Raw genomic sequence first — 20,141 nt, 5'->3', positions numbered from 1 at the left:
ACTACCGCTTTTAATTTTCGCGTGTACCTGTAGGTTAGGGGAAAGTGGCATAGTCAGGCCTCAATTTTACCCGCCTTCTGGCCCGTGATTCACTCAGCTACTGAAACGGCAATTTGAGGATCTTCCATGCAAGTGTCTGTTGAAACGACGTCTAACATCGAACGTCGGATGACGATCGGTGTGCCCGCCCAGGAAATCGACCAGGCGGTTGAAAAGCGCCTGCAGAACACCGCCCGTACCGTCAAGATGAACGGTTTCCGTCCGGGCAAGGTGCCCCTGAGTGTTGTAAGGCGTCGTTTTGGCGAGGGTGTTCGCCAGGAAGTAGTCAGTGAAGTCATGCGTGACAGCTACGTGAAGGCTTTGGAAGAGCAGAAGATCGCGCCTGCGGGCTGGCCCAAATTTGAGCCCAAGGCCATGGAGCCAGGCAAGGACCTGGAATTTATCGCCATTTTCGAGGTGATGCCCGAAATCGAACTGGGAGATCTCAGCAAGATCAAGGTAGAACGACCCAAGACCGAGATCACGGACAAAGATATCGACACCATGATTGATAACCTGCGTCGCCAGCAGGCAACCATGAAGTCAGTCAAGCGCAAGTCTAAGAAGAAGGATGTCGTGAACATCGACTTCAAGGGCTACGTGGATGGCGAAGCGTTCGAGGGTGGAACTGCTGAAGGGCATAAGCTGACCCTGGGTTCCGGGCAGATGATTCCGGGCTTTGAAGAAGGCATCGTCGGCGCCAAAGCAGGCGAAGAACTCGAAATTGAGGTGACCTTTCCGGAGGACTACCAGAACGAGGAGCTGGCCGGTAAACCCGCCAAATTCGAAATCAAGGTTAATGAGGTTGAAGAGCCTGTGCTTCCTGAGCTCAACCAGGAATTCTTCGAAAAGTTTGGCATCAAAGCCGAAGACGAAACTGAGTTTCGGGCTGAAGTTGAGAAAAACATGGCTCGGGAGCTCAAGCAGGCTGTGTCCAACAAGCTCAAGAATGATGTGGTTGAAGGGCTTCTGGAGACCACCGAGCTGGAAGTTCCCCAGTCATTGGTCGACCAGGAAATTGACCGTTTGCGTCAGGATGCAGTGCAGCGCTTTGGGGGTCAGATGGATCCCAAACAGTTGCCTGCCGAGCTGTTCACTGAACAGGCGCAGCGTCGGGTTAAAACCGGCCTCTTGTTCCAGGAGTTGGTCAAGAAGAATGACCTGAAAGCCGAGCCCGAAAAGGTCGACGAAAAGATCCAGGAACTGGCGTCTACGTATGAACAGCCAGAGGAAGTGATTGCCCATTTCAGCAGCAGCCCTGAGCAAAAAGCACAGATCGAGTCAGCAGTGCTGGAGGATAAGGTTGTTGATTTTGTCCTGGAGCAGGCCCAGGTCACCGATAAGAAAATGAAGTACGAGGAAGCGATCCAGACTGCCCAGCCGCAGCGCTGAGCAAGGCTGTCGTACCCCGCTTTGTCGGGTCTCGCGCCTGAAGAGAGTGAACAGCCGGCATGCCCGGCTGTTTTCATCTTGTTGCATTGCTGGCAAAGTACGCGATATCGGATGCCCATCAGGCATCAGGAAGCAATGACTGCGCAATGATTAGAGCGCTCGACACAGCACTGATACATTTACGGCCTGCCAGGCCGTTCAACGTCCACAAGGAGTTCAGGCGCATCATGATGCAGAAACCGATCGATGGTCCGACGATGGTTACAAATTCCGGCCTGGTGCCTATTGTTATCGAACAGACAGCGCGCGGCGAGCGTTCTTTCGATATCTACTCGCGCCTGCTTAAGGAGCGCGTTATTTTCATGGTCGGCCAGGTCGAAGACCACATGGCTAACCTGATTGTGGCTCAGCTTCTGTTTCTTGAGTCGGAGAATCCCGATAAGGACATTCATCTCTATATCAACAGTCCCGGTGGGTCGGTTACTGCTGGCATGTCAATCTATGACACCATGCAATTCGTAAAGCCGGATGTTGCGACTCTGTGTGTCGGCCAGGCTGCCAGTATGGGTGCATTGTTGCTGGCCGGCGGTGCTGCAGGCAAGCGGGCCTGTCTGCCCAATTCCCGTGTCATGATCCACCAGCCGTTGGGTGGGTACCAGGGCCAGGCTTCGGATATTGAGATACATACCCGCGAGATCCTCAAGATCAGGAACAGCCTGAATGAAATTCTCGCCCATCATACGGGCCAGGATCTCGAAACGGTCGCGAAAGACACTGACCGTGACTATTTCATGGACCCGATACAGGCCAAGGAATACGGTTTGGTTGATTCGGTACTTGATAAGCGTGTATCGGATAAATAATACTGAAATGGTCGCAACTTCCTTTGGCGGCGTATTGTTTAGTTAACGATTGACTGTGCGCCGGCACTCAAAGACAGAGGTATTTCAATGGCAGATGAAAGAAACGGCAGAAGCGACGATAACGGCAAGTTGCTCTACTGCTCGTTTTGTGGAAAGAGCCAGCATGAAGTCCGGAAGCTCATCGCAGGGCCTTCGGTGTTCATCTGTGACGAGTGCGTCGACCTGTGCAACGACATAATCCGGGAAGAAATCCAGGAGAATGCACAGGAAGACAGCCGTGATCGTCTTCCCACACCGTCTGAAATCCGGGACACCCTCAACGAGTATGTCATAGGGCAGGATAGAGCCAAGGTGGTACTCGCTGTTGCGGTTTATAACCACTACAAGCGCTTGCGATACGGTGAAGGCAAGGCCGATGTCGAGCTTGGCAAAAGCAATATCCTGCTGATTGGCCCTACAGGCAGCGGCAAGACGCTGCTCGCAGAGACTCTGGCGCGGGTACTGAACGTGCCCTTCACCATTGCCGATGCGACGACCCTGACCGAAGCGGGCTATGTGGGTGAAGACGTTGAAAATATTATCCAGAAACTGCTTCAGAAGTGCGACTACGATGTAGAGAAGGCCCAGCGTGGCATCGTCTACATTGATGAGATTGACAAGATCTCACGTAAGTCGGATAACCCGTCTATTACCCGTGATGTCTCCGGTGAAGGCGTACAGCAGGCGTTGCTGAAGCTGATCGAAGGTACTGTTGCCTCTGTGCCGCCCCAGGGCGGCCGCAAGCATCCACAACAGGAATTCCTGCAGGTTGATACTGGTAACATCCTGTTTATTTGTGGCGGTGCCTTCGCTGGCCTGGACAAAGTGATCCAGGCCCGTTCAGAGCGCAGCAGCATCGGTTTCTCGGCGTCTGTTGTCAGCCAGGAGGATCGCAAGAATACCGGTGAGATCATCAAGGATGTTGAAACCGAGGATCTGGTCAAGTACGGCCTGATTCCGGAGTTTGTCGGCCGGCTTCCGGTTGTGGCAACACTGACCGAACTTGATGAAGAGGCGCTGATCCAGATTCTGACCGAGCCCAAGAATGCGCTGACCAAGCAGTACCAGAAACTTTTTGACATGGAAGGTGTCGAACTGGACTTCCGGGAAGATGCCCTGCGAGCTGTGGCCCATAAAGCCATGAGCCGTAAGACCGGGGCCCGTGGTTTGCGCTCCATAATGGAAGCGACCTTGCTGGATACCATGTATCAGATACCGTCTGAGCATGGCATTTCCAAGGTGGTGATCGATGAAAGCGTGATCAAGGGCGATTCGGAGCCGTTCAAAATTTACGCCAGCAGCGATCATGCCAAGGCCGTGCCGGAGGATTGACCCAGGTTCTGCTCCGGTTACCGATAACGGATGAAAAAAGGGCGGCGACGCCCTTTTTTTTTCTCTTTTTTGCGCCGCGGGGCTACCGGAAAGCTTTTAGGCGTTGGTTCCATCGCTGCAGCGCCGCGGTTCCAGGCAGCCAAGGCGGCCCAAAAGAGATTGTAATTACGCAGGCTGCCCCAATGAACGATGGTATGCTGAATTAAACGTCATCAGAGGATTCCATATGACCCTGACAGCCCAAGTGTCTGTAAACGAGTACCCGATGCTCCCGCTGCGTGATGTGGTGGTTTTCCCGCATATGGTGGTACCGCTGTTTGTCGGGCGCGAAAAATCGATACAGGCATTGGAAGCCGCGATGGAAGGTAGCAAGGAGATTCTGCTGGTAGCCCAGAGGGATGCCGGAACCGATGATCCAGGCCCAAAGGATGTGTTCAACATGGGTACCCTGGCAACTGTGCTGCAGATGCTGAGATTGCCGGACGGCACGGTCAAGGTGCTGGTGGAGGGCAACGCCCGGGCCAAACTGGACAGTATTGCGGACGGCGACTATCTGACCGCTCAAGCCGTGCTGATGGAAGAGGAATCGCTGCCTGAGCGTGAAGAAGAGGTTCTGGTTAAAACCCTGACCGAGGAATTCGAAAAATACGTCAAACTCTCCAAAAAAGTCCCCTCGGAAGTCTCCAATGCCCTGACCGGCATTCATGAGCTTGAGCGTCTTGCCGACACCATGGCTGCCCATCTTGAGTTGCGGATACCGGAAAAGCAGGAACTGCTTGAAGCCCTGGATGTCCGGCTGCGCGTTGACCTGCTGCTGGGTAAGCTGGATGGTGAGATCGACCTGATCGAGGTGGAGAAGCGGATCCGCGGCCGCGTCAAGAAGCAGATGGAGCGCAGCCAGCGTGAGTACTACCTCAACGAGCAGATGAAGGCCATCCAGAAAGAGATGGGCTCTATGGGGGAAGGTAACAACGACTTCGAAGATCTCGAAAACAGGCTTGAGGAAGCCGGCCTGCCGGAAGAGGCGCGCAAGAAAACCGAAATTGAGCTGAACAAGCTCAAGATGATGTCGCCCATGTCGGCCGAAGCCACCGTGGTGCGGGGCTATATTGACTGGATGCTGGCTGTGCCCTGGAAAAAGCGCAGTCGCGTTCGTCATGATATAGAGAAGGCCCGTGAAATTCTGGATGAGGATCACTACGGCCTGGATGAGGTCAAAAAGCGTATTCTTGAGTATCTGGCAGTCCAGAGCCGGGTCAAGAAGATCAAGGGCCCTGTGCTGTGCCTGGTGGGCCCTCCTGGCGTCGGTAAGACCTCCCTGGGTCAGTCCATTGCCCGGGCAACCAACCGGAAATACACCCGCATGGCTTTGGGTGGCGTTCGGGACGAGGCCGAGATCCGCGGTCACCGAAAGACCTACATTGGAGCGCTGCCTGGCAAATTGTTGCAGAAGCTGGCAAAGGTCGAAGTCAAGAACCCGCTGTTTCTGTTTGACGAAATAGACAAGATGGGTATGGATCACAGGGGCGACCCGGCCTCTGCCTTGCTGGAGGTGCTTGATCCAGAGCAAAATCACACCTTCAACGATCATTACCTGGAAGTGGATTATGATCTGTCGGATGTGATGTTTGTTTGTACCTCCAACTCCATGGACATTCCGTCAGCACTTTTGGACCGGATGGAAATTATCCGAATCCCGGGGTACACCGAGGATGAAAAGGTCAATATTGCCCTCAAGTACCTTTTGCCCAAGCAGATCAAGGCCAATGGCCTGCGCAAAGGGGAGCTTGAAATGCCTGAGGCGACCTTGCGTGATGTCATCAGGTACTACACCCGGGAAGCCGGTGTACGTGGCCTGGAACGGGAAATTGCCAAGATCTGTCGAAAAGTGGTTCGCGACCACGTTCAGAGCGGGGAAAAGACCACGGTAGAGATCACCCCTGAGGTGCTTGAGGATTACTCCGGCGTCCAGAAGTACAAGTATGGTCTTGCGGAAGAAAAGAACCAGGTTGGTCAGGTGACCGGTCTGGCCTGGACCCAGGTGGGCGGTGAATTGCTCACCATCGAATGTGCCCTGACCAAGGGCAAGGGTCGCGTGGTCAAGACGGGCTCTCTCGGTGACGTCATGCAGGAGTCGATACAGGCCGCCCTTACCGTGGTCAGAAGCCGTGCCGTCGGTCTTGGTATCGCCGAGGATTTCCATGAGAAACATGACCTGCATGTCCACGTGCCGGAGGGGGCAACGCCGAAAGACGGCCCTAGCGCCGGTATTGGGATGTGCACGGCCCTGGTCTCTGCGCTGACCAATATTCCGGTCCGTGCGGATGTCGCCATGACCGGCGAAATCACTCTGCGCGGGCGTGTGCTGCCCATAGGCGGCCTCAAGGAAAAGCTGCTTGCGGCTCACCGGGGCGGCATCAAGACGGTCATCATTCCAGATGAGAATGTTCGCGATCTCAAGGAGATACCAGACAATATCAAGAAGTCACTGGAGATCCTTCCGGCGAAATGGATTGACGAAGTTCTAGATATCGCACTGGCCTACCCGCCAGCACCGCTCGCTGAAGATCCCGAGTCACGGTCCAAATCAGGCAGCACCCGTGACGATGACGGGGACAACGCAGAGCGCATAAATACACATTAAACAGCACAGGTCTTGTTGACAGGCTAGAGAGCCCATTGGTATAACTGTTTCGCCGTGAAGCAGCCAATACCAAGGGCTCCCGCGCAGTATGCGGCTATTTTGATCTTCTAGAGTCAGCCGCAGGGAATAAGAAAAGTGAAAAATGGAATTCTCCGACTGCTTGTGCGATAGTCGAGAGCGTCCAAGAAAAACAAACCAACCTATAACATCTTCAACCTGAAATCGAAGGGGTTTAGTGTGAACAAGTCCGAACTTATTGATTCAATTGCAGAGTCAGCTGATATCTCCAAAGCCAGTGCCGGTCGTGCCCTGGATGCCATGATCAACTCCGTTACTAGTGCCCTTAAAGAAGGCGATCAGGTGACTTTGATTGGTTTCGGTACTTTCTCCGTTAAAGAGCGTGCAGCCCGTACTGGTCGCAATCCGCAAACTGGCGCTGAAATCAAGATTCCGGCATCCAAGGTGCCTGGGTTCAAGGCAGGTAAGGCTCTGAAGGACGCCGTTAAGTAACGGTCTCTTTCGCTAGGCTCCATCATTTATGGTGTAGCCGGAGCGACCCCCGTATGACCCATCGGCTTATCCAAGTTCGGGACGGTAAAACCGGGTAGAGGTTGCTTTCAAACGAAGTCGGGGCGCATTCCATCAGGGTGCGCCTTTTTACGTTGCGCATGTCAGTTTATCGGGGACTACCGCTTGCCGCACAGTGCAAAGCAGGGCCTGAACGCTGGCTTTCCGAATGAATTGCGAGAGGCCTGACGCCTGCAAATGTGATCGCTCTTTTACGAAGGGCTGCACTGCCGCCGGCGATCTGGGAGGACCATGCTTCAAGATATCCGAGAAAATTCCCAGGGCACTATTGCCAAAATCATTGTGGGACTTCTGATTGTCGCCCTTTCCATGTGGGGCGTGGACGCTATTATTGGCGGCTTCTCAGGAGAGCCCGAAGTGGCTGTTGTTGATGGTGAGCCCATTACCGAACGCGAGTTCATGCGCGTGGTGCAGATGGAGCGTCAACGTGCCCTGTCTGAGATGGATACGGCTGACCCGTCGCTGCTGGACGACGACGAGATCCGGCGCGAGGTACTGAACGCCATGATCCAGGAAACGGTCCTTACTCAGGATGCGGCCCGTCAGGGTCTTGAGCTGTCCGACGAGGACATTGACCGCCTGATCACCCAGATGGCCCAGTTCCAGGTAGACGGCGAATTTAACCGCGACCGCTTCGTGGCTGTTATCAGAAATATGGGTATGGGGCCCATGGAATTCCGGGATGCTATGCGACGCCAGTTTGTCGTCAACCAGATCCGTGCCGGTATTCTCAAAAGCGGGCTTGTGTCTCCTCAGGTCGTACAGAGACTCCTGGACATTCAGTATCAAGCCCGGGACTTCCGGACCTTTGAGCTTAGCCCCAGCATGGTTGAAGGGCAGGTTGAGGTTTCTGACGAGGACGTAAAGGAATACTACGAACAGAATCCCGGGCAGTTCAAGCAGCCGGAGCAGGTTGAAGCCGCCTATGTCGAGCTTTCTCTTGACGACCTGGCTGAACAGATCGAAGTCAGTGAAAGTGATCTTCGCCAAGAGTACGAGAACCAGGTGGACGATCTTGCCTCCGAAGAGCGCAAAACCTCACACATTCTCATTGAAGACGGTGATGAGGCAGAGCAGAAGCTGGCTGAGGTACAGCAGAAGCTGGAAGCCGGCGAGGACTTCGACGAGCTGGCTAAAACCTATTCCGACGACCTGTCATCAGCGCAGGACGGCGGTGACCTGGGTTATGCCGGTCGGGGAGTCTTCGACAGTGCGTTTGAGGATGCGATGTTTGCCCTGGAAGAGGGCGAGGTATCCGATCCGGTTGAAACCCAGTACGGCACTCATCTGATCAAGGTCACGGATGTTCGCTCCAAGGAGCCGCCGTCTTTTGAGGAGATGAAGCCTCAGCTGCGTAGTCAGCTGGCCGAGGAGCGCGCCGGCGACCGATATGCCGAGCTGCGCTCGCGCCTTTCTGACCTTGCGTATGCCGAGGATAACCTGGAGGTACCGGCAGAAGAGCTGGGTCTGGAGCTGAAGACTCAGGATGGCATAACCCGGGAAGGGGGCGAGGGCGTCTTCAGTCATCAGGGGCTGGTGCGCCAGCTGTTCTCTGATGATGTGCTCGATGATCAATACAATACCGAAGTCATTGATGTCAGCCCCGGCACTTCTGTTGTGGCGCGGGTACGTGAGTATCAGCCTGGTGCCCAGCAGCCATTTGAAGAGGTGCGTGAAGAGATTCGGACGCAGCTGGTTGAGCAGCGTACCCAGGAAGCTCTTTCGGACCTCGGGCGTGATCTGATCGCCCGGCTTCAGGATGGGGAATCCCTGGAGGATCTTGAGATACCTGTCGAGAGCTGGCAGTCATACACGGGCGTATCGCGCTCCAGTCAGGAAGTCGACCAACAGGTTCTGCGTCGTACCTTTGAGCTGCCGGAACCCGAGGGAGAAGCCACTACCTACGGTATGACCGAGTCTGGCCAGGCTCTCACCATCATTGCCCTTGATGATGTGGAAGCCGTGGCAACGGAGAACAAGGAGCAGGAACTGGAGCAATGGCAGGAGTTTGTTGCGGCCCAAATGGCCGAGCGCGAATACCGGGCTTATCGCCAACTGCTGCGTGACCGCGCGGACGTCGAAAGGCCCTGAATCATCCGGCAGCCCTGGCATGCGACGGCGCGTCAGGGCTGCCGGACCCTTCCCATTGCGGCAGTCTATGGCTGTACTATCTCTATCGTCCTGTATCTTCGCTCTTCAGGGGCCGACCGCTGACCCTTATTGAATAGGTAAGCGGGTAGGCTTGAGGCTGTCCTTGATTTTCTTGAGGTGTTGCTGGAAATCAGGGCCGCGCTTGAGGGTCACTCCGGTAGCCAGGATATCGATCACTGTCAGGTGAATGATCCGCGAAGTCATCGGCATATAGACCTCTGTGTCCTCTGATGCGGTAACCTCGAGTGCTACCGTGCACACCTTGGACAGGGGCGAATCTGGCGCAGTAATTCCGATCACCGTGGCCCCATTGGCACGGGCTATTTCCGCAATTTCGATCATCTCCCTAGTACGACCGGTATAGGAGATCACCACGATCACATCCCCTGTAGCAGAGCCTGCGGCAACCATCCGCTGCATAAGCGCATCGTCATAACTCATCACCGGAATGTTAAAACGAAAAAACTTGTGTTGGGCGTCCAGGGCAACCGGGGCGGATCCGCCCATTCCGAAAAAATTGATCTGTTTGGCCTGGATAAGATGGTCGATAGTCAGGGCTAGCGCTTTGGCCGAGAGGGCTTGCCGGGCTTTATCCAGATTGGCTATGGTGGTGAGAACGATCTTGTCCGCAAACTCGGCCACCGAATCTTCAGGGCTGATGTTCTGCCCCACATAAGGGGTGCCGGTTGCGATGCTTTGAGCCAGGCGTATCTTGAAGTCGGGGAAGCCGGTGGCGGAGAAATTTCGGCAGAACCTGTTTACGGTCGGTTCGCTGACCTCCGCTGCCCGGGCGAGGGATGCGATACTGTACCGGGTGGCTGACGTCGGGTCGTTCAGTATGGCTTCAGCGACCTTACGTTCGGACTTGTTCAGCGTGTCGAGTCTGTCCTGGATAACGCTAAGAATATTGTCATCCTGGTAGGCATGCTTGGCTGCCATGAAAAGCTCCTCTCTGGCTTGGCGTTTAAGGACCCTCTGGAGGCGGATTATACCCTGTTTCGCCAGCAAAAGCGGTAGTATAAGTATCAAATATCCGGGCGCCACCTGGGAATACACACTTCTGTGTGTCATAACTTAGGTAATATTACTACATTATATGTCGGGCCTGTCCCCAGACAAGCGGGATTGGCACCGGCACCTGTGACAGGAAGAAATGCCTATGGTCGGCAAAAGCAGTACGCGTTGTGACCTGATCATGTTCGGTGCTCTGGGTGATCTGGCTCAGCGCAAATTGTTCCCGGCCCTTTACCAGCTGGAACGAGCCGGCTTGCTTGAGCCAAACAGTCGTGTCCTGGCGCTGGCTCGCAGTGATGACAGTACGGCTGCTATCAGGGCTCAGCTGGCAGAGAGCATTCAGAGCTATGTCAAAGCTGAGGATATTGACGAGGGGGTGCTGGCCCGGTTCCTGGATCGGGTCGATTACCTCTGTTTCGACTTTGAGAGTGAACAGGGCTACGGCCTTCTGAATGAATGGCGTGCCCGGGGCGGTGGGGAGCTGATTGTCTATATGGCGACCCCACCCTCCCTCTATGGCGTGATAGCGCGGAACCTGCGTGACCAGGGCTGTTGCAATGCGGACACCCGTATCGTGGTAGAAAAACCCATCGGGCACGACCTGAGCTCGTCAAAAGTTATCAATAACCAGCTTGCGGAGGTTTTCAACGAGAACCAGCTGTTCCGTATTGATCACTACCTTGGCAAGGAAACCGTCCAGAACCTGATCGCCTTACGTTTTGCCAATAATCTGTTCGCTACACAGTGGAACCAGAACCATATCTCCCACGTGGAAATTACCGTAGCCGAGAGCGTAGGCATTGAAGGCCGCTGGGGGTACTTTGACAAAGCCGGCCAGATGCGGGATATGATCCAGAATCATCTTCTGCAATTGTTATGTCTGATTGCCATGGACCCGCCGGCGGATCTTTCAGCAAACAGCATCCGTGATGAAAAAGTAAAAGTGCTCAAGGCGCTCCGCCCCATTACCTCTGACATGATCGATACTCACCTGGTGCGCGGTCAGTACACGGCAGGGACCAGTAACGGTTTACCTGTCCCCGGTTATCTGCAGGAGGAGGGCGCTGCGAAAGGAAGCAGCACAGAAACATTCGTGGCGCTGAAGGCTGAGATCCACAACTGGCGCTGGGCCGGCGTACCCTTCTACATACGTACGGGCAAGCGTTTGCCGGAAAAGCTTTCCCAGATCATCATCCATTTCAAGCCGGCTCCCCACTACATCTTTGATCCGGACCAGAAGCATCTGGCCAACAACAAGCTCATCATCCGGCTTCAGCCCGACGAGGGCATGGAGCTTCAGATACTGACCAAGGACCAAGGCCTGGATAAGGGCATGAGGTTACGTCAGGGTCCGCTGGAGCTGACCTTTTCCGAAGCGTTCAGCACAAGTCGCATTCCTGATGCCTACGAGCGCCTGCTGTGGGAAGCTATGAAAGGTAATCAGTACCTGTTTGTCCGTCGCGATGAGGTTGAGTATGCCTGGCATTGGGTAGATCAGGTGATGTCCCACTGGCAGGACCCAGCGGCTCACCCGAAAAGGTACGCAGCTGGAACCTGGGGGCCGGTTGCCTCTATTGCCATGATCACCAGAGACGGGAGAAGCTGGTATGAAGATGCCTGATCTGTCTTGGCCGGCGGGGCTCCTGCCAGAGATCGCGGCCGATCAGCAGACCCTCGCGCGCCACCTAGCGGAGTTTGTTGCCCGCGAGCTAAGCCGGGCTATTGACCGGGATGGCCGCGCCAGCCTGGCGGTTCCGGGCGGAAGCACGCCGGTTCAGTTCTTTCGTGCCTTACGGACCCAGGCGCTGGACTGGGCCAGGGTGGAGATTACTCTCACCGATGAACGGTGGGTACCGCAAAGCAGTGAAGACAGCAACGCCAGGCTGGTGAACGCCAATCTGCTCCAGGACCGGGCCGCAGCCGCGACATTCTACCCCTTGAAGCTCGAGGGTGCTTCGGCACTTGAAGGTCAATCAGCTGCTGAGCGGGCTCTTGACCAGCTGAAGTGGCCGCTGGATGTGGTAATCCTTGGCATGGGTAGCGATGGCCATACAGCTTCGCTTTTTCCCGACGCTCCTGAGCTGAGCCGTGCCCTGGACCCCGGTAACAGTGCCCGTTCCATTGCCATGACGCCGCCCTCCCAGTCGACCGAGCGCCTCTCCCTTACCCGCTCGGCTCTGATACAGGCAAGGTCTGCCGTGCTGCTTATCCATGGCACGGACAAGCTGGCCACGCTTGAGGAGGCGTTTGCCCGGTCCGATGAGCAGGTCATGCCGATTCGGGCTTTTCTGAAACCAGGTCTCCGGATTTTCTGGAGCCCGTGAGCTTCGCTCTGTGCCATGCCAGAGTCTGGCCGAACACGGCCTCAGGGTTGTGAGTGACTATAAGGAGCCTGTTATGTCGCAGCTATCCATGGAACATCGTCACCAGGTGCGGTCGGTATTGGCGGCATGTCCCCTGATACCGGTGATTAGCATTCAGAATCCGGAGCACACGATACCCCTTGCCCGGGCACTCGTGGACGGCGGCATTAAAATACTCGAGGTCACGCTCCGGACCGAACATGGCTTGGGTGCCATCCGGCAGCTGCGGAAGGCTTTCCCCGACGTATGGGTAGGGGCAGGCACAGTATCCCACGTAAGTCAGTATCGGGAGGCCGAAGCAGTGGGCTCCCAGTTCGTGATTACCCCCGGTGTCACCCGGGAACTACTCGAGTTTGGCATGACGGCCCACGTACCTCTGCTGCCTGGCGTTTCCACCATATCGGAAATGATGATGGGCTACGCGCTCGGGTACCGCGAATTCAAGTTTTTCCCAGCCGAGGTTTCGGGAGGCATTGCGGCCTTGAGGGCGTTCGCCGGGCCCTTCGGGGATGTTTCGTTCTGTCCTACCGGAGGTGTGCGTAGAGATACCGCGAAAGACTATTTGGCTCAGTCAAACGTGGTTGCGGTGGGTGGAACCTGGTTGACACCGCAAGAGCTGGTCAATGCAGGGGACTGGCAGGGTATAGCGGAGCTGGCCCGGGCCAGCCTGGCGGATCTCTGATTCTGGAGTCCGGAGACCGGCTTGGTTTATGGCCGGCTGGACTGCGAAAAAGAGACGGTAATGGAAAGCCCGGCCACCCCGGGCTTTTTTGTAGCTAGCGCCCCTACTGAATGGCAGCACCGGCTCGAACGATCTTCATGGTATTGGTGCCGCCCTGGGCGTTCACATAATCGCCCTTGGTCATGACCACAAGATCACCGTCTTTTACCACACCCTGGTCCATCAACTGAGTCACAGCCCGGGCATTGATCTGGTCGTTGGGCAGGGATTCGGTATCAAAAGGCACCGTCTGAACCCCACGATACATAGCTACTCGATGCTGGGTGCTATGGTGGCGGGAGAAGCAGAAAATGGGCAGGCTGGACTTTATGCGGGACATCATCAGCGGCGTGGCGCCGGTTTCACTCATGCAGATGATGGCCGTCACGTTCTCCAGGTGATTGGCGGCGTACATGGCTGACAGGGCGATGGCTTCATCCACTTCCGACATGGACTCATGAATGCGATGCTTGGATTGATGGGTCGAGGGGTGCTTTTCGGCGCCGATGCAGATACGTACCATCGCCTCCACGGCTTCTTTTGGGTAATCGCCTACGGCCGTCTCTGCTGACAGCATGACTGCATCGGTGTAGTCGAAAACCGCGTTTGCCACATCCGAAACCTCAGCCCTTGTCGGCATCGGGTTTTCGATCATGGACTCCATCATCTGCGTTGCGGTGATCACTACTTTGTTAAGGGTGCGGGCCCGGTTGATTATGTGCTTCTGCACGCCCACAAGAGCGGCATCGCCTATTTCCACCGCCAGATCGCCCCGTGCCACCATGACCGCATCCGAGGCCTCGATAACGCGGTCCAGGGCTTCGTCATCGTCTGCCAGCTCAGCCCGTTCAATCTTGGCAACCAGGCCGGCGGAAGAGCCCGCTTCTTTCAGGAGCGCCCGGGCGACATGCATGTCTTCAGCCGTCCGAACGAAAGAAACCGCCACGTAGTCGGCTCCCAATGCTGCCGCTGTTTTTATGTCCTCTTTGTCTTTTTCAGTCAGCGCGCTGGCAGACAGTCCGCCGCCGCGCTTGTTCAACCCTTTATTATTGGAAAGGGGGCCGCCGATGAGGACGCGGGAGGTAATGCTGTGTTCGTCCACTGACTCCACGGTCATTTCAATGCGACCGTCATCCAGTACCAGGATGTCACCGGTTTTAACGTCCTGTATCAGCTGCTCATAGTCGATGCCGACGCGGTCACTGGTGCCTGCCTCTTTATCCATGGCGGCATCGAGCACAAAGGTCTGTCCCGGCTTGAGTGTGACCTTGTTTTCACTGAACCGGGCAATCCGGAGTTTCGGTCCCTGCAGGTCGGCCAACAGTGCCACGAAGCGACCCTGGGCCCTGGCTGTCTCCCGCACATTGCGAGCACGCTGGATATGATCTTCGGCGCTGCCGTGGGAGAAATTGAGTCGGGTCACATCCACGCCGGCGGCGATAATAGCCGCCAGGGATTCGGGTGAGTCTGTTGCCGGGCCTAAGGTAGCGACAATTTTGGTGCGCCTGAGCATTATCCGGATCCTTGTTCATTCGTTCATTCGTTCATTCGTTCATTCGTTCGTTACGCCAGCCCATACTCATGGAAACCAGTCGTCCCAATGAAACCTGCTGCCTGTTCGCGGGGTCTAGCCCGCAGCTTTAATAAGCGCCAGGGTATTGTCCAGCATACGGTTGGAGAATGCCCACTCATTATCGTACCAGGCCATGACCTTTGCCTGACGGCCGATCATCCGGGTGTGGTTGCTGTCAAAAATACTTGAGAGCGAGTCATGATTGAAGTCCACACTCACCAGCTTGTCACTGTTATAGCCCATGACGGCGCTGCCTGACGCTGCCGCCTTGACCACCTGATTGATTTCATCGACGCTGGTGTCGCGGCAGGCAATGAAACTGAAATCGACCAGCGAAACATTTATTGCCGGGACCCGGACGGCCAGGCCATCGAGCTTCCCTTCCAGGGCTGGAAGCACCTTGCCAATGGCAGCGGCTGCTCCGGTCTTGGTCGGAATCATGGACTGGGTGGCCGAGCGCGCGCGATAAAGGTCCGTATGGTAGACGTCGCTCAGTTTCTGGTCGTTGGTGTAGGAATGGATGGTTGTCATGAGCCCGCTTTCGATGCCTATGGCTTCATGCAGGGCCTTGACCACGGGCGCCAGACAGTTAGTGGTGCAGGAGGCATTGGAAATGACGTCATGGCCGCTGTTGAGCATGTCGTCGTTGACGCCGAATACAATCATGGCGTCCGCATCAGGGGAGGGCGCCGAAATAATGACCTTGCGCGCGCCCGCTGTGAGGTGGGCAGCGGCTTTGGTCCGGGAGGTGAAGAGCCCGGTACATTCCATAACCACGTCCACATGGTAGTCTTTCCATGGAAGCTCTTCCGGGTTTTTAATGGCGGTAATGGCGATGCGGTCGCCGTCCACAGACAGTGATTCGGCATCGTGTTGCACCGTTGCATTGAAGCGTCCATGTACGCTGTCATATTTCAACAGATGGGCGTTGGTTTCCGCATCGCCCAGATCGTTGATCGCCACGACCTGAATGCGGTTGCGGTAGTTATTTTCGTAAAGTGCGCGGACGATGTTGCGGCCAATGCGGCCGAAGCCATTGATTGCAATGCGAATAGTCATGATTAGCTCCACTGGCGTAGGTAATTTTATTGTTGATGTAGTAAATATAACAACATTTTATGAGCTAATGAACAATGAATCGTGAATAAACGAACAAAAGAACGTAAAATTACGGTCAAAAGGGCCGCCCAAGCTGACTGAGGAGAACACGCATGCACCCGACCGTCGACAAGGTTACTCGCCGAATCATTGACAGGAGTCGCAAAAGCCGGGGGGACTATCTTGCCCATATGGCGGAACTCGCTTCCCAGTCGCCCCACAGGGAAGTGCTCTCCTGTGGCAACCTCGCCCATGGCTTTGCCTCCTGTAGTCCTGGTGACAAGGACACCTTGAAGCTCATGAACAAGGCCAATCTGGCCATCGTATCGGCCTATAACGACATGTTGTCAGCGCATCAGCCCTATGAACGCTTTCCCGGGCTCATTCGTGATGCCGCCCATAGCATGGGGTCAGTGGCCCAGTTTGCGGGCGGCACGCCGGCCATGTGTGACGGGGTAACCCAGGGCCAGCCCGGTATGGAACTGAGCCTGTTCTCCCGGGACGTCATTGCCATGAGCACGGCCATAGCGCTCAGTCACAACATGTTCGATGCGGTGGCCCTTCTGGGTATCTGCGACAAGATCGTGCCAGGACTGTTAATTGGTGCCCTTAGCTTTGGCTACCTGCCCACTGTGCTGGTGCCCGGGGGGCCCATGCCTTCCGGCTTGCCAAACAAGGAGAAACAGCGGATTCGCCAGCTCTATGCGGAGGGCAAGATTGGTAAGGACGAGCTTCTGGAAGCAGAGATACAGTCGTACCACAGCCCGGGTACCTGCACATTTTATGGCACTGCCAACAGTAACCAGATGATGGTTGAGGTCATGGGGTTGCACTTGCCTGGCGCAGCGTTTGCTAATCCCAATACGCCGGTCCGTGATGGACTGACGCGAGCCGCAGCAGAACAGGCGATCCGGCTGTCACGTCCCAACGGCGGCGAGCTCGGCCTGGCAGATATGGTTGATGAGAAGAGCATCGTTAATGCCGTGGTCGCCTTGCTGGTTACCGGAGGCTCAACCAACCATACCATTCACTGGATTGCTGTCGCCCGTGCCGCCGGCATACTGATCGACTGGAACGACTATGCTGAGCTGTCATCAGTTGTACCCTCCATGACCCGAATTTATCCCAACGGCCAGGCCGACGTTAACGCATTTCATGACGCTGGCGGCACGCCTTTCCTGATCCGCGAGCTGCTTGATGCGGGATATCTGCACAACGACGTCCAGACCATCGTCGGTCACGGCCTGGACCGGTATACCCGCATGCCTGAATGCAAGGACAGCAAATTGGTCTGGACGCCCGCTGCCAGGGAAAGCCAAGATCCTTCGGTGCTCAGCACCGCCCGCCAGCCCTTTGCACCGGAGGGGGGCCTGAGGGTTCTTGATGGCAACCTGGGGCGGGGGGTCATGAAGGTCTCGGCAGTCGCCCGCGAGCACCATCGGGTGGAGGCGCCAGCCGTGGTGTTCAATGACCAGAATGAGCTTGCCGCCGCGTTTGAGGCCGGCGAGCTGAACCGGGACTGCGTGGTGGTTGTCCGGTTTCAGGGACCGAGGGCAAACGGCATGCCCGAACTTCACAACCTGACCCCTTATCTGGGGGTCCTGCAGGACCGGGGTTTTCATGTCGCCCTGGTGACGGATGGGCGTATGTCCGGCGCTTCCGGGAAGGTTCCGGCTGCCATTCACGTATACCCTGAGGCCCTGGACGGCGGCGTACTGGCAAAGATCCAAACCGGTGACATGATCTGTGTCGACGCTGTCGAAGGCAGGCTCAACCTGAATGTACCGGAGCATGAGTTGGCGGAGCGGTCACCGGCATTACCCGATCTGCGAGGCTCGCATACCGGGCTGGGTCGTGAGTTGTTCGGCTGGATGCGCCGCTCTGCGAGCACCCCGGAGGAGGGCGCCTGCTCGTTCTGGAATCATGAATCATGACCAGCACGACCGCCACAACAAGCCTAGGGCTGGTAGCGGATATCGGTGGTACCCACGCACGCTTCGCCCTTGTGGCAGACGATCCGGCACAGCCGGACCATGCACAGCGAGTCCTGTGCGCGGATTATCGAAGTCTCCAGCAGGCTATTGAAACCTACCTGGAAAAGGCAGCCATCTCCGGGGATGCTATCGACAGGGCCTGTATCGCACTGGCCTCTCCCATTCGGGGTGATGCAATTGCCATGACCAATAACCCCTGGCAATTCCGTATTTCGGAGCTTAAAAGGCGATTTGGCTGGCAGACACTCAAGGTGATCAATGACTTCACCGCCATGGCACTGGGAGTGCCTCATGTATCAAATGAACATCTGGTGGCACTTGGGGGAGGGCCGGCAGAACATGCAAGCCCACGTCTGGTGATCGGTCCCGGAACTGGTCTCGGGGTATCGGGGTTGGTGCCCACCCGAAATGGCTGGGTGCCACTGGCCACCGAAGGGGGCCATGTGGATCTACCGGTCAGCTCCGATGACGAGATCGAACTGCTGCGTATCCTGCGCAGGCGATTCGGGCGGGTATCCGCAGAGCGGGTTCTATCGGGACCGGGCCTGGTCAACCTCTATCAGGCCTATGCTCAGATGCAGGGCCAGTCCGGACCGTTCACGACACCGCAACAGGTTGTGCAAGCAGCGGTCGGGAACTCCGATACACTGGCCCGGGCAACGCTCTTACAGTTCTGCGAATGGCTCGGACGGGTTGCCGGTAACGCGGCACTTACCCTGGGCAGTCGTGGCGGGGTGTACCTGTGTGGCGGATTGCTGCCGCGGATGGCGGAGTTTCTGGCTGAAAGCGGATTTCGGGCGGGGTTCGAGGCCAAGGGCAGAATGCGTTCGATAATGGAGGCTACCCCTGTGTATCTGGTGACTGACGACGCTACTGCCCTGTATGGCTCGGCAGAAGCTCTTGGCAACGAGGAGGTCGGCCGCTTGCAGAACTGAGTTGTGGCTAGGTGAAGTACTCAAGCACGTCGCTTTCAGCCTGTCCCCCAGCCTCTGCCTCTTTCCTGAGCTGAAGGCCAAGCTCAAGGTAGTGCTTCAGGTCTATTCCGAAGCTGCCGTTGGGCCACTCCTTCAGCACGGTGACGGGTTTGCCGTCGCCGATGTTAAGGCTCATCAGATCAAGCACCCGCTCACGGCATGGGGCCTTGCCGGCGTCCCGCACAACCAACAGGCGCGGGCGCAACCGATTGACGGGGTTGGATTGCAGTATCAGCCCGATTTCCCCCGTGGATAGCTCCACCAGGGCACCGGGTGGGTATATGCCGGTGAAGCGGATGAATTCTAGCGCAAGGTCATCGTCGAACTGGGTGCCGCGGCATTTATAAAGAATATCCAGCGCCTGTTTTGAGGATTTGGCGCTGTCGTAGACCCGGTGGCCGGTAATCGCATCGTAGGCATCGACCACCGCAACGATCTTGGCAAAATAGGGAATCTGGTGTTGAAGTAAGCCCCTGGGGTAGCCAGTGCCATCCATGCGTTCATGATGGTCGTAGGCAACGTCGACCGCAGTTGATTCCAGGCCGTTAACCGCCATCAACACCTGGCGCCCATAGACCGGGTGCATCTTCATTTCAGCAAATTCTTCCGGCGTATAAGCGCCGGGCTTGTTAAGTACAGCGTCGTCCACCTTGATCTTGCCAACATCATGCAGCAAACCAGCCAGGGCGAGAACCTCAAGGTCCTTGCCTTCGATGCCCAGATGCCTTCCGAAGGCGGCGGACAGCACACAGACATTCATGCAGTGTTCGGCAGTGTAGTCATCCTTGTTCCGGATCTGGGTCAGCCACAGCAGTGCCGCCTGATTTCGGATGACACTGTTCACTACACCTTTCACCACTGGACGCACTTCATTGAGATCGATAACACGGCCCAGCCGGACGGAGGTGAGTATGTCCTTGGCCAGGTTGCGACAGGCATGGAAACTCGCCATGGCGGCGTCCAGCTCGTCCCGGAAAGGAATCTTGTTGATATAGGTCACCCGCCGAACGGGAGCTGCGGCCTTTGTCTTGCGAAACAGTGAAGAGGAGGTATGACGGGACTGGTAGGTTACGCGCCCTTCAATGAAAACCGATGTGCATTGTTCCTGCAGGGCGTGGATGTCTTCCTGGCAGCGAATAATGAACCCTTGCAGCGGAAAATCGGTGGATTCCCAGTCGCAATCGAGTCTCAGAACGTGCATGCCTAGCTGCAGGTCAGACACCGGAACTTCGGTCTCAACGAATTCTAACGCTTCCAAAGCCCACCCCGTTATTCATGCACGCAGTGCCGGCTTGCCAGCCATGCAGAGTCGCCCTTGGCCTACCGGACCTGAAACTTCATCCCAAACTATATGGT

15 protein-coding genes are annotated in these 20,141 nt (G+C 56.2%); 11 read left to right on the top strand and 4 right to left on the bottom strand.

Annotation, left to right across the window (positions count from 1 at the left end; translation table 11 throughout):
* The first annotated feature begins 126 nt into the window (after window positions 1–126).
* From tig to G7W63_RS07535, 6 genes are all read left to right on the top strand, one after another.
* Window positions 127–1,431 carry a trigger factor gene (gene tig, locus G7W63_RS07560; protein WP_166255582.1) on the top strand — a complete coding sequence of 435 codons (1,305 nt, stop codon included), beginning with the start codon at window positions 127–129 and terminating at the stop codon, window positions 1,429–1,431.
* Between the two features lie 227 nt (window positions 1,432–1,658).
* Entirely contained in the window at window positions 1,659–2,294 is a 636-nt protein-coding gene (clpP, locus tag G7W63_RS07555) for an ATP-dependent Clp endopeptidase proteolytic subunit ClpP (RefSeq protein WP_166255579.1), read from the top strand.
* Window positions 2,295–2,381: 87 nt separating this feature from the next.
* A complete protein-coding gene (clpX, locus tag G7W63_RS07550) occupies window positions 2,382–3,665 on the top strand; it encodes an ATP-dependent Clp protease ATP-binding subunit ClpX (RefSeq protein WP_166255576.1) in 1,284 nt (427 codons plus the stop codon).
* 226 nt (window positions 3,666–3,891) lie between these two features.
* Window positions 3,892–6,309, top strand: a complete 2,418-nt coding sequence (lon, locus tag G7W63_RS07545; RefSeq protein WP_166255573.1) for an endopeptidase La — start codon at window positions 3,892–3,894, stop codon at window positions 6,307–6,309.
* A 237-nt stretch (window positions 6,310–6,546) separates the two neighbouring features.
* Window positions 6,547–6,819 carry a nucleoid-associated protein HU-beta gene (gene hupB, locus G7W63_RS07540; protein ID WP_166255570.1) on the top strand — a complete coding sequence of 91 codons (273 nt, stop codon included), beginning with the start codon at window positions 6,547–6,549 and terminating at the stop codon, window positions 6,817–6,819.
* A gap of 309 nt (window positions 6,820–7,128) precedes the next feature.
* Entirely contained in the window at window positions 7,129–8,988 is a 1,860-nt protein-coding gene (locus G7W63_RS07535; protein WP_166255566.1) for a SurA N-terminal domain-containing protein, read from the top strand.
* A 126-nt stretch (window positions 8,989–9,114) separates the two neighbouring features.
* Here G7W63_RS07535 and hexR read toward each other — a convergent pair whose 3' ends face one another.
* A complete protein-coding gene (hexR, locus tag G7W63_RS07530; protein ID WP_166255563.1) occupies window positions 9,115–9,987 on the bottom strand; it encodes a transcriptional regulator HexR in 873 nt (290 codons plus the stop codon).
* Window positions 9,988–10,207: 220 nt separating this feature from the next.
* Between hexR and zwf the strand changes: the two genes are divergently transcribed.
* The 3 genes from zwf to G7W63_RS07515 all read left to right on the top strand — a co-directional run bounded on the left by zwf (window position 10,208) and on the right by G7W63_RS07515 (window position 13,107).
* Window positions 10,208–11,683, top strand: coding sequence for a glucose-6-phosphate dehydrogenase (gene zwf, locus G7W63_RS07525; RefSeq protein ID WP_166255560.1), 1,476 nt, complete (start codon window positions 10,208–10,210; stop codon window positions 11,681–11,683).
* On the top strand, window positions 11,670–12,386 hold the full coding sequence (pgl, locus tag G7W63_RS07520; protein ID WP_166255557.1) for a 6-phosphogluconolactonase: 717 nt from the start codon (window positions 11,670–11,672) through the stop codon (window positions 12,384–12,386). Before zwf ends, pgl begins: the two co-directional genes overlap by 14 nt.
* A gap of 73 nt (window positions 12,387–12,459) precedes the next feature.
* Window positions 12,460–13,107: a bifunctional 4-hydroxy-2-oxoglutarate aldolase/2-dehydro-3-deoxy-phosphogluconate aldolase gene (locus tag G7W63_RS07515; RefSeq protein WP_166255554.1), complete on the top strand. Its 648-nt coding sequence runs from the start codon at window positions 12,460–12,462 to the stop codon at window positions 13,105–13,107.
* 103 nt (window positions 13,108–13,210) lie between these two features.
* Here the strand turns inward: G7W63_RS07515 and pyk are convergent, their stop codons facing one another.
* On the bottom strand, window positions 13,211–14,659 hold the full coding sequence (pyk, locus tag G7W63_RS07510) for a pyruvate kinase (protein WP_166255551.1): 1,449 nt from the start codon (window positions 14,657–14,659) through the stop codon (window positions 13,211–13,213).
* A 114-nt stretch (window positions 14,660–14,773) separates the two neighbouring features.
* Entirely contained in the window at window positions 14,774–15,778 is a 1,005-nt protein-coding gene (gene gap, locus G7W63_RS07505) for a type I glyceraldehyde-3-phosphate dehydrogenase (protein ID WP_166255548.1), read from the bottom strand.
* A 152-nt stretch (window positions 15,779–15,930) separates the two neighbouring features.
* On the opposite strand from gap, the gene edd reads away from it, so the two are divergent.
* A complete protein-coding gene (gene edd / locus G7W63_RS07500; RefSeq protein WP_166255545.1) occupies window positions 15,931–17,751 on the top strand; it encodes a phosphogluconate dehydratase in 1,821 nt (606 codons plus the stop codon).
* Window positions 17,748–18,746 (top strand): glucokinase, encoded by a 999-nt coding sequence (gene glk / locus G7W63_RS07495; protein ID WP_166255542.1) that lies wholly within the window; start codon window positions 17,748–17,750, stop codon window positions 18,744–18,746. Before edd ends, glk begins: the two co-directional genes overlap by 4 nt.
* A 7-nt stretch (window positions 18,747–18,753) precedes the next feature.
* On the opposite strand, the gene G7W63_RS07490 is transcribed toward glk, so the two are convergent.
* Complete coding sequence (locus tag G7W63_RS07490; RefSeq protein ID WP_242634349.1) at window positions 18,754–20,043, bottom strand: cyclic di-GMP phosphodiesterase; 1,290 nt, start codon at window positions 20,041–20,043, stop codon at window positions 18,754–18,756.
* Window positions 20,044–20,141 lie beyond the last annotated feature (98 nt).

It is taken from the genome of Marinobacter salicampi (assembly GCF_011074795.1).
Lineage (GTDB): Bacteria > Pseudomonadota > Gammaproteobacteria > Pseudomonadales > Oleiphilaceae > Marinobacter > Marinobacter salicampi.
Note: the sequence above shows the minus strand (reverse complement) of the source record. Positions and strands in the feature narration are given on the sequence as shown.

Bases quoted from the DNA above. Each gene is read 5' to 3' on its own strand.
- edd (WP_166255545.1), top strand. From the start codon at position 15,931: ATGCACCCGACCGTCGACAAGGTTACTCGCCGAATCATTGACAGGAGT.
- clpX (WP_166255576.1), top strand. From the start codon at position 2,382: ATGGCAGATGAAAGAAACGGCAGAAGCGACGATAACGGCAAGTTGCTC.
- glk (WP_166255542.1), top strand. From the start codon at position 17,748: ATGACCAGCACGACCGCCACAACAAGCCTAGGGCTGGTAGCGGATATC.
- hexR (WP_166255563.1), bottom strand. From the start codon at position 9,987: ATGGCAGCCAAGCATGCCTACCAGGATGACAATATTCTTAGCGTTATC.
- zwf (WP_166255560.1), top strand. From the start codon at position 10,208: ATGGTCGGCAAAAGCAGTACGCGTTGTGACCTGATCATGTTCGGTGCT.
- G7W63_RS07515 (WP_166255554.1), top strand. From the start codon at position 12,460: ATGTCGCAGCTATCCATGGAACATCGTCACCAGGTGCGGTCGGTATTG.
- lon (WP_166255573.1), top strand. From the start codon at position 3,892: ATGACCCTGACAGCCCAAGTGTCTGTAAACGAGTACCCGATGCTCCCG.
- gap (WP_166255548.1), bottom strand. From the start codon at position 15,778: ATGACTATTCGCATTGCAATCAATGGCTTCGGCCGCATTGGCCGCAAC.
- clpP (WP_166255579.1), top strand. From the start codon at position 1,659: ATGATGCAGAAACCGATCGATGGTCCGACGATGGTTACAAATTCCGGC.
- pyk (WP_166255551.1), bottom strand. From the start codon at position 14,659: ATGCTCAGGCGCACCAAAATTGTCGCTACCTTAGGCCCGGCAACAGAC.
- tig (WP_166255582.1), top strand. From the start codon at position 127: ATGCAAGTGTCTGTTGAAACGACGTCTAACATCGAACGTCGGATGACG.
- pgl (WP_166255557.1), top strand. From the start codon at position 11,670: ATGAAGATGCCTGATCTGTCTTGGCCGGCGGGGCTCCTGCCAGAGATC.
- G7W63_RS07535 (WP_166255566.1), top strand. From the start codon at position 7,129: ATGCTTCAAGATATCCGAGAAAATTCCCAGGGCACTATTGCCAAAATC.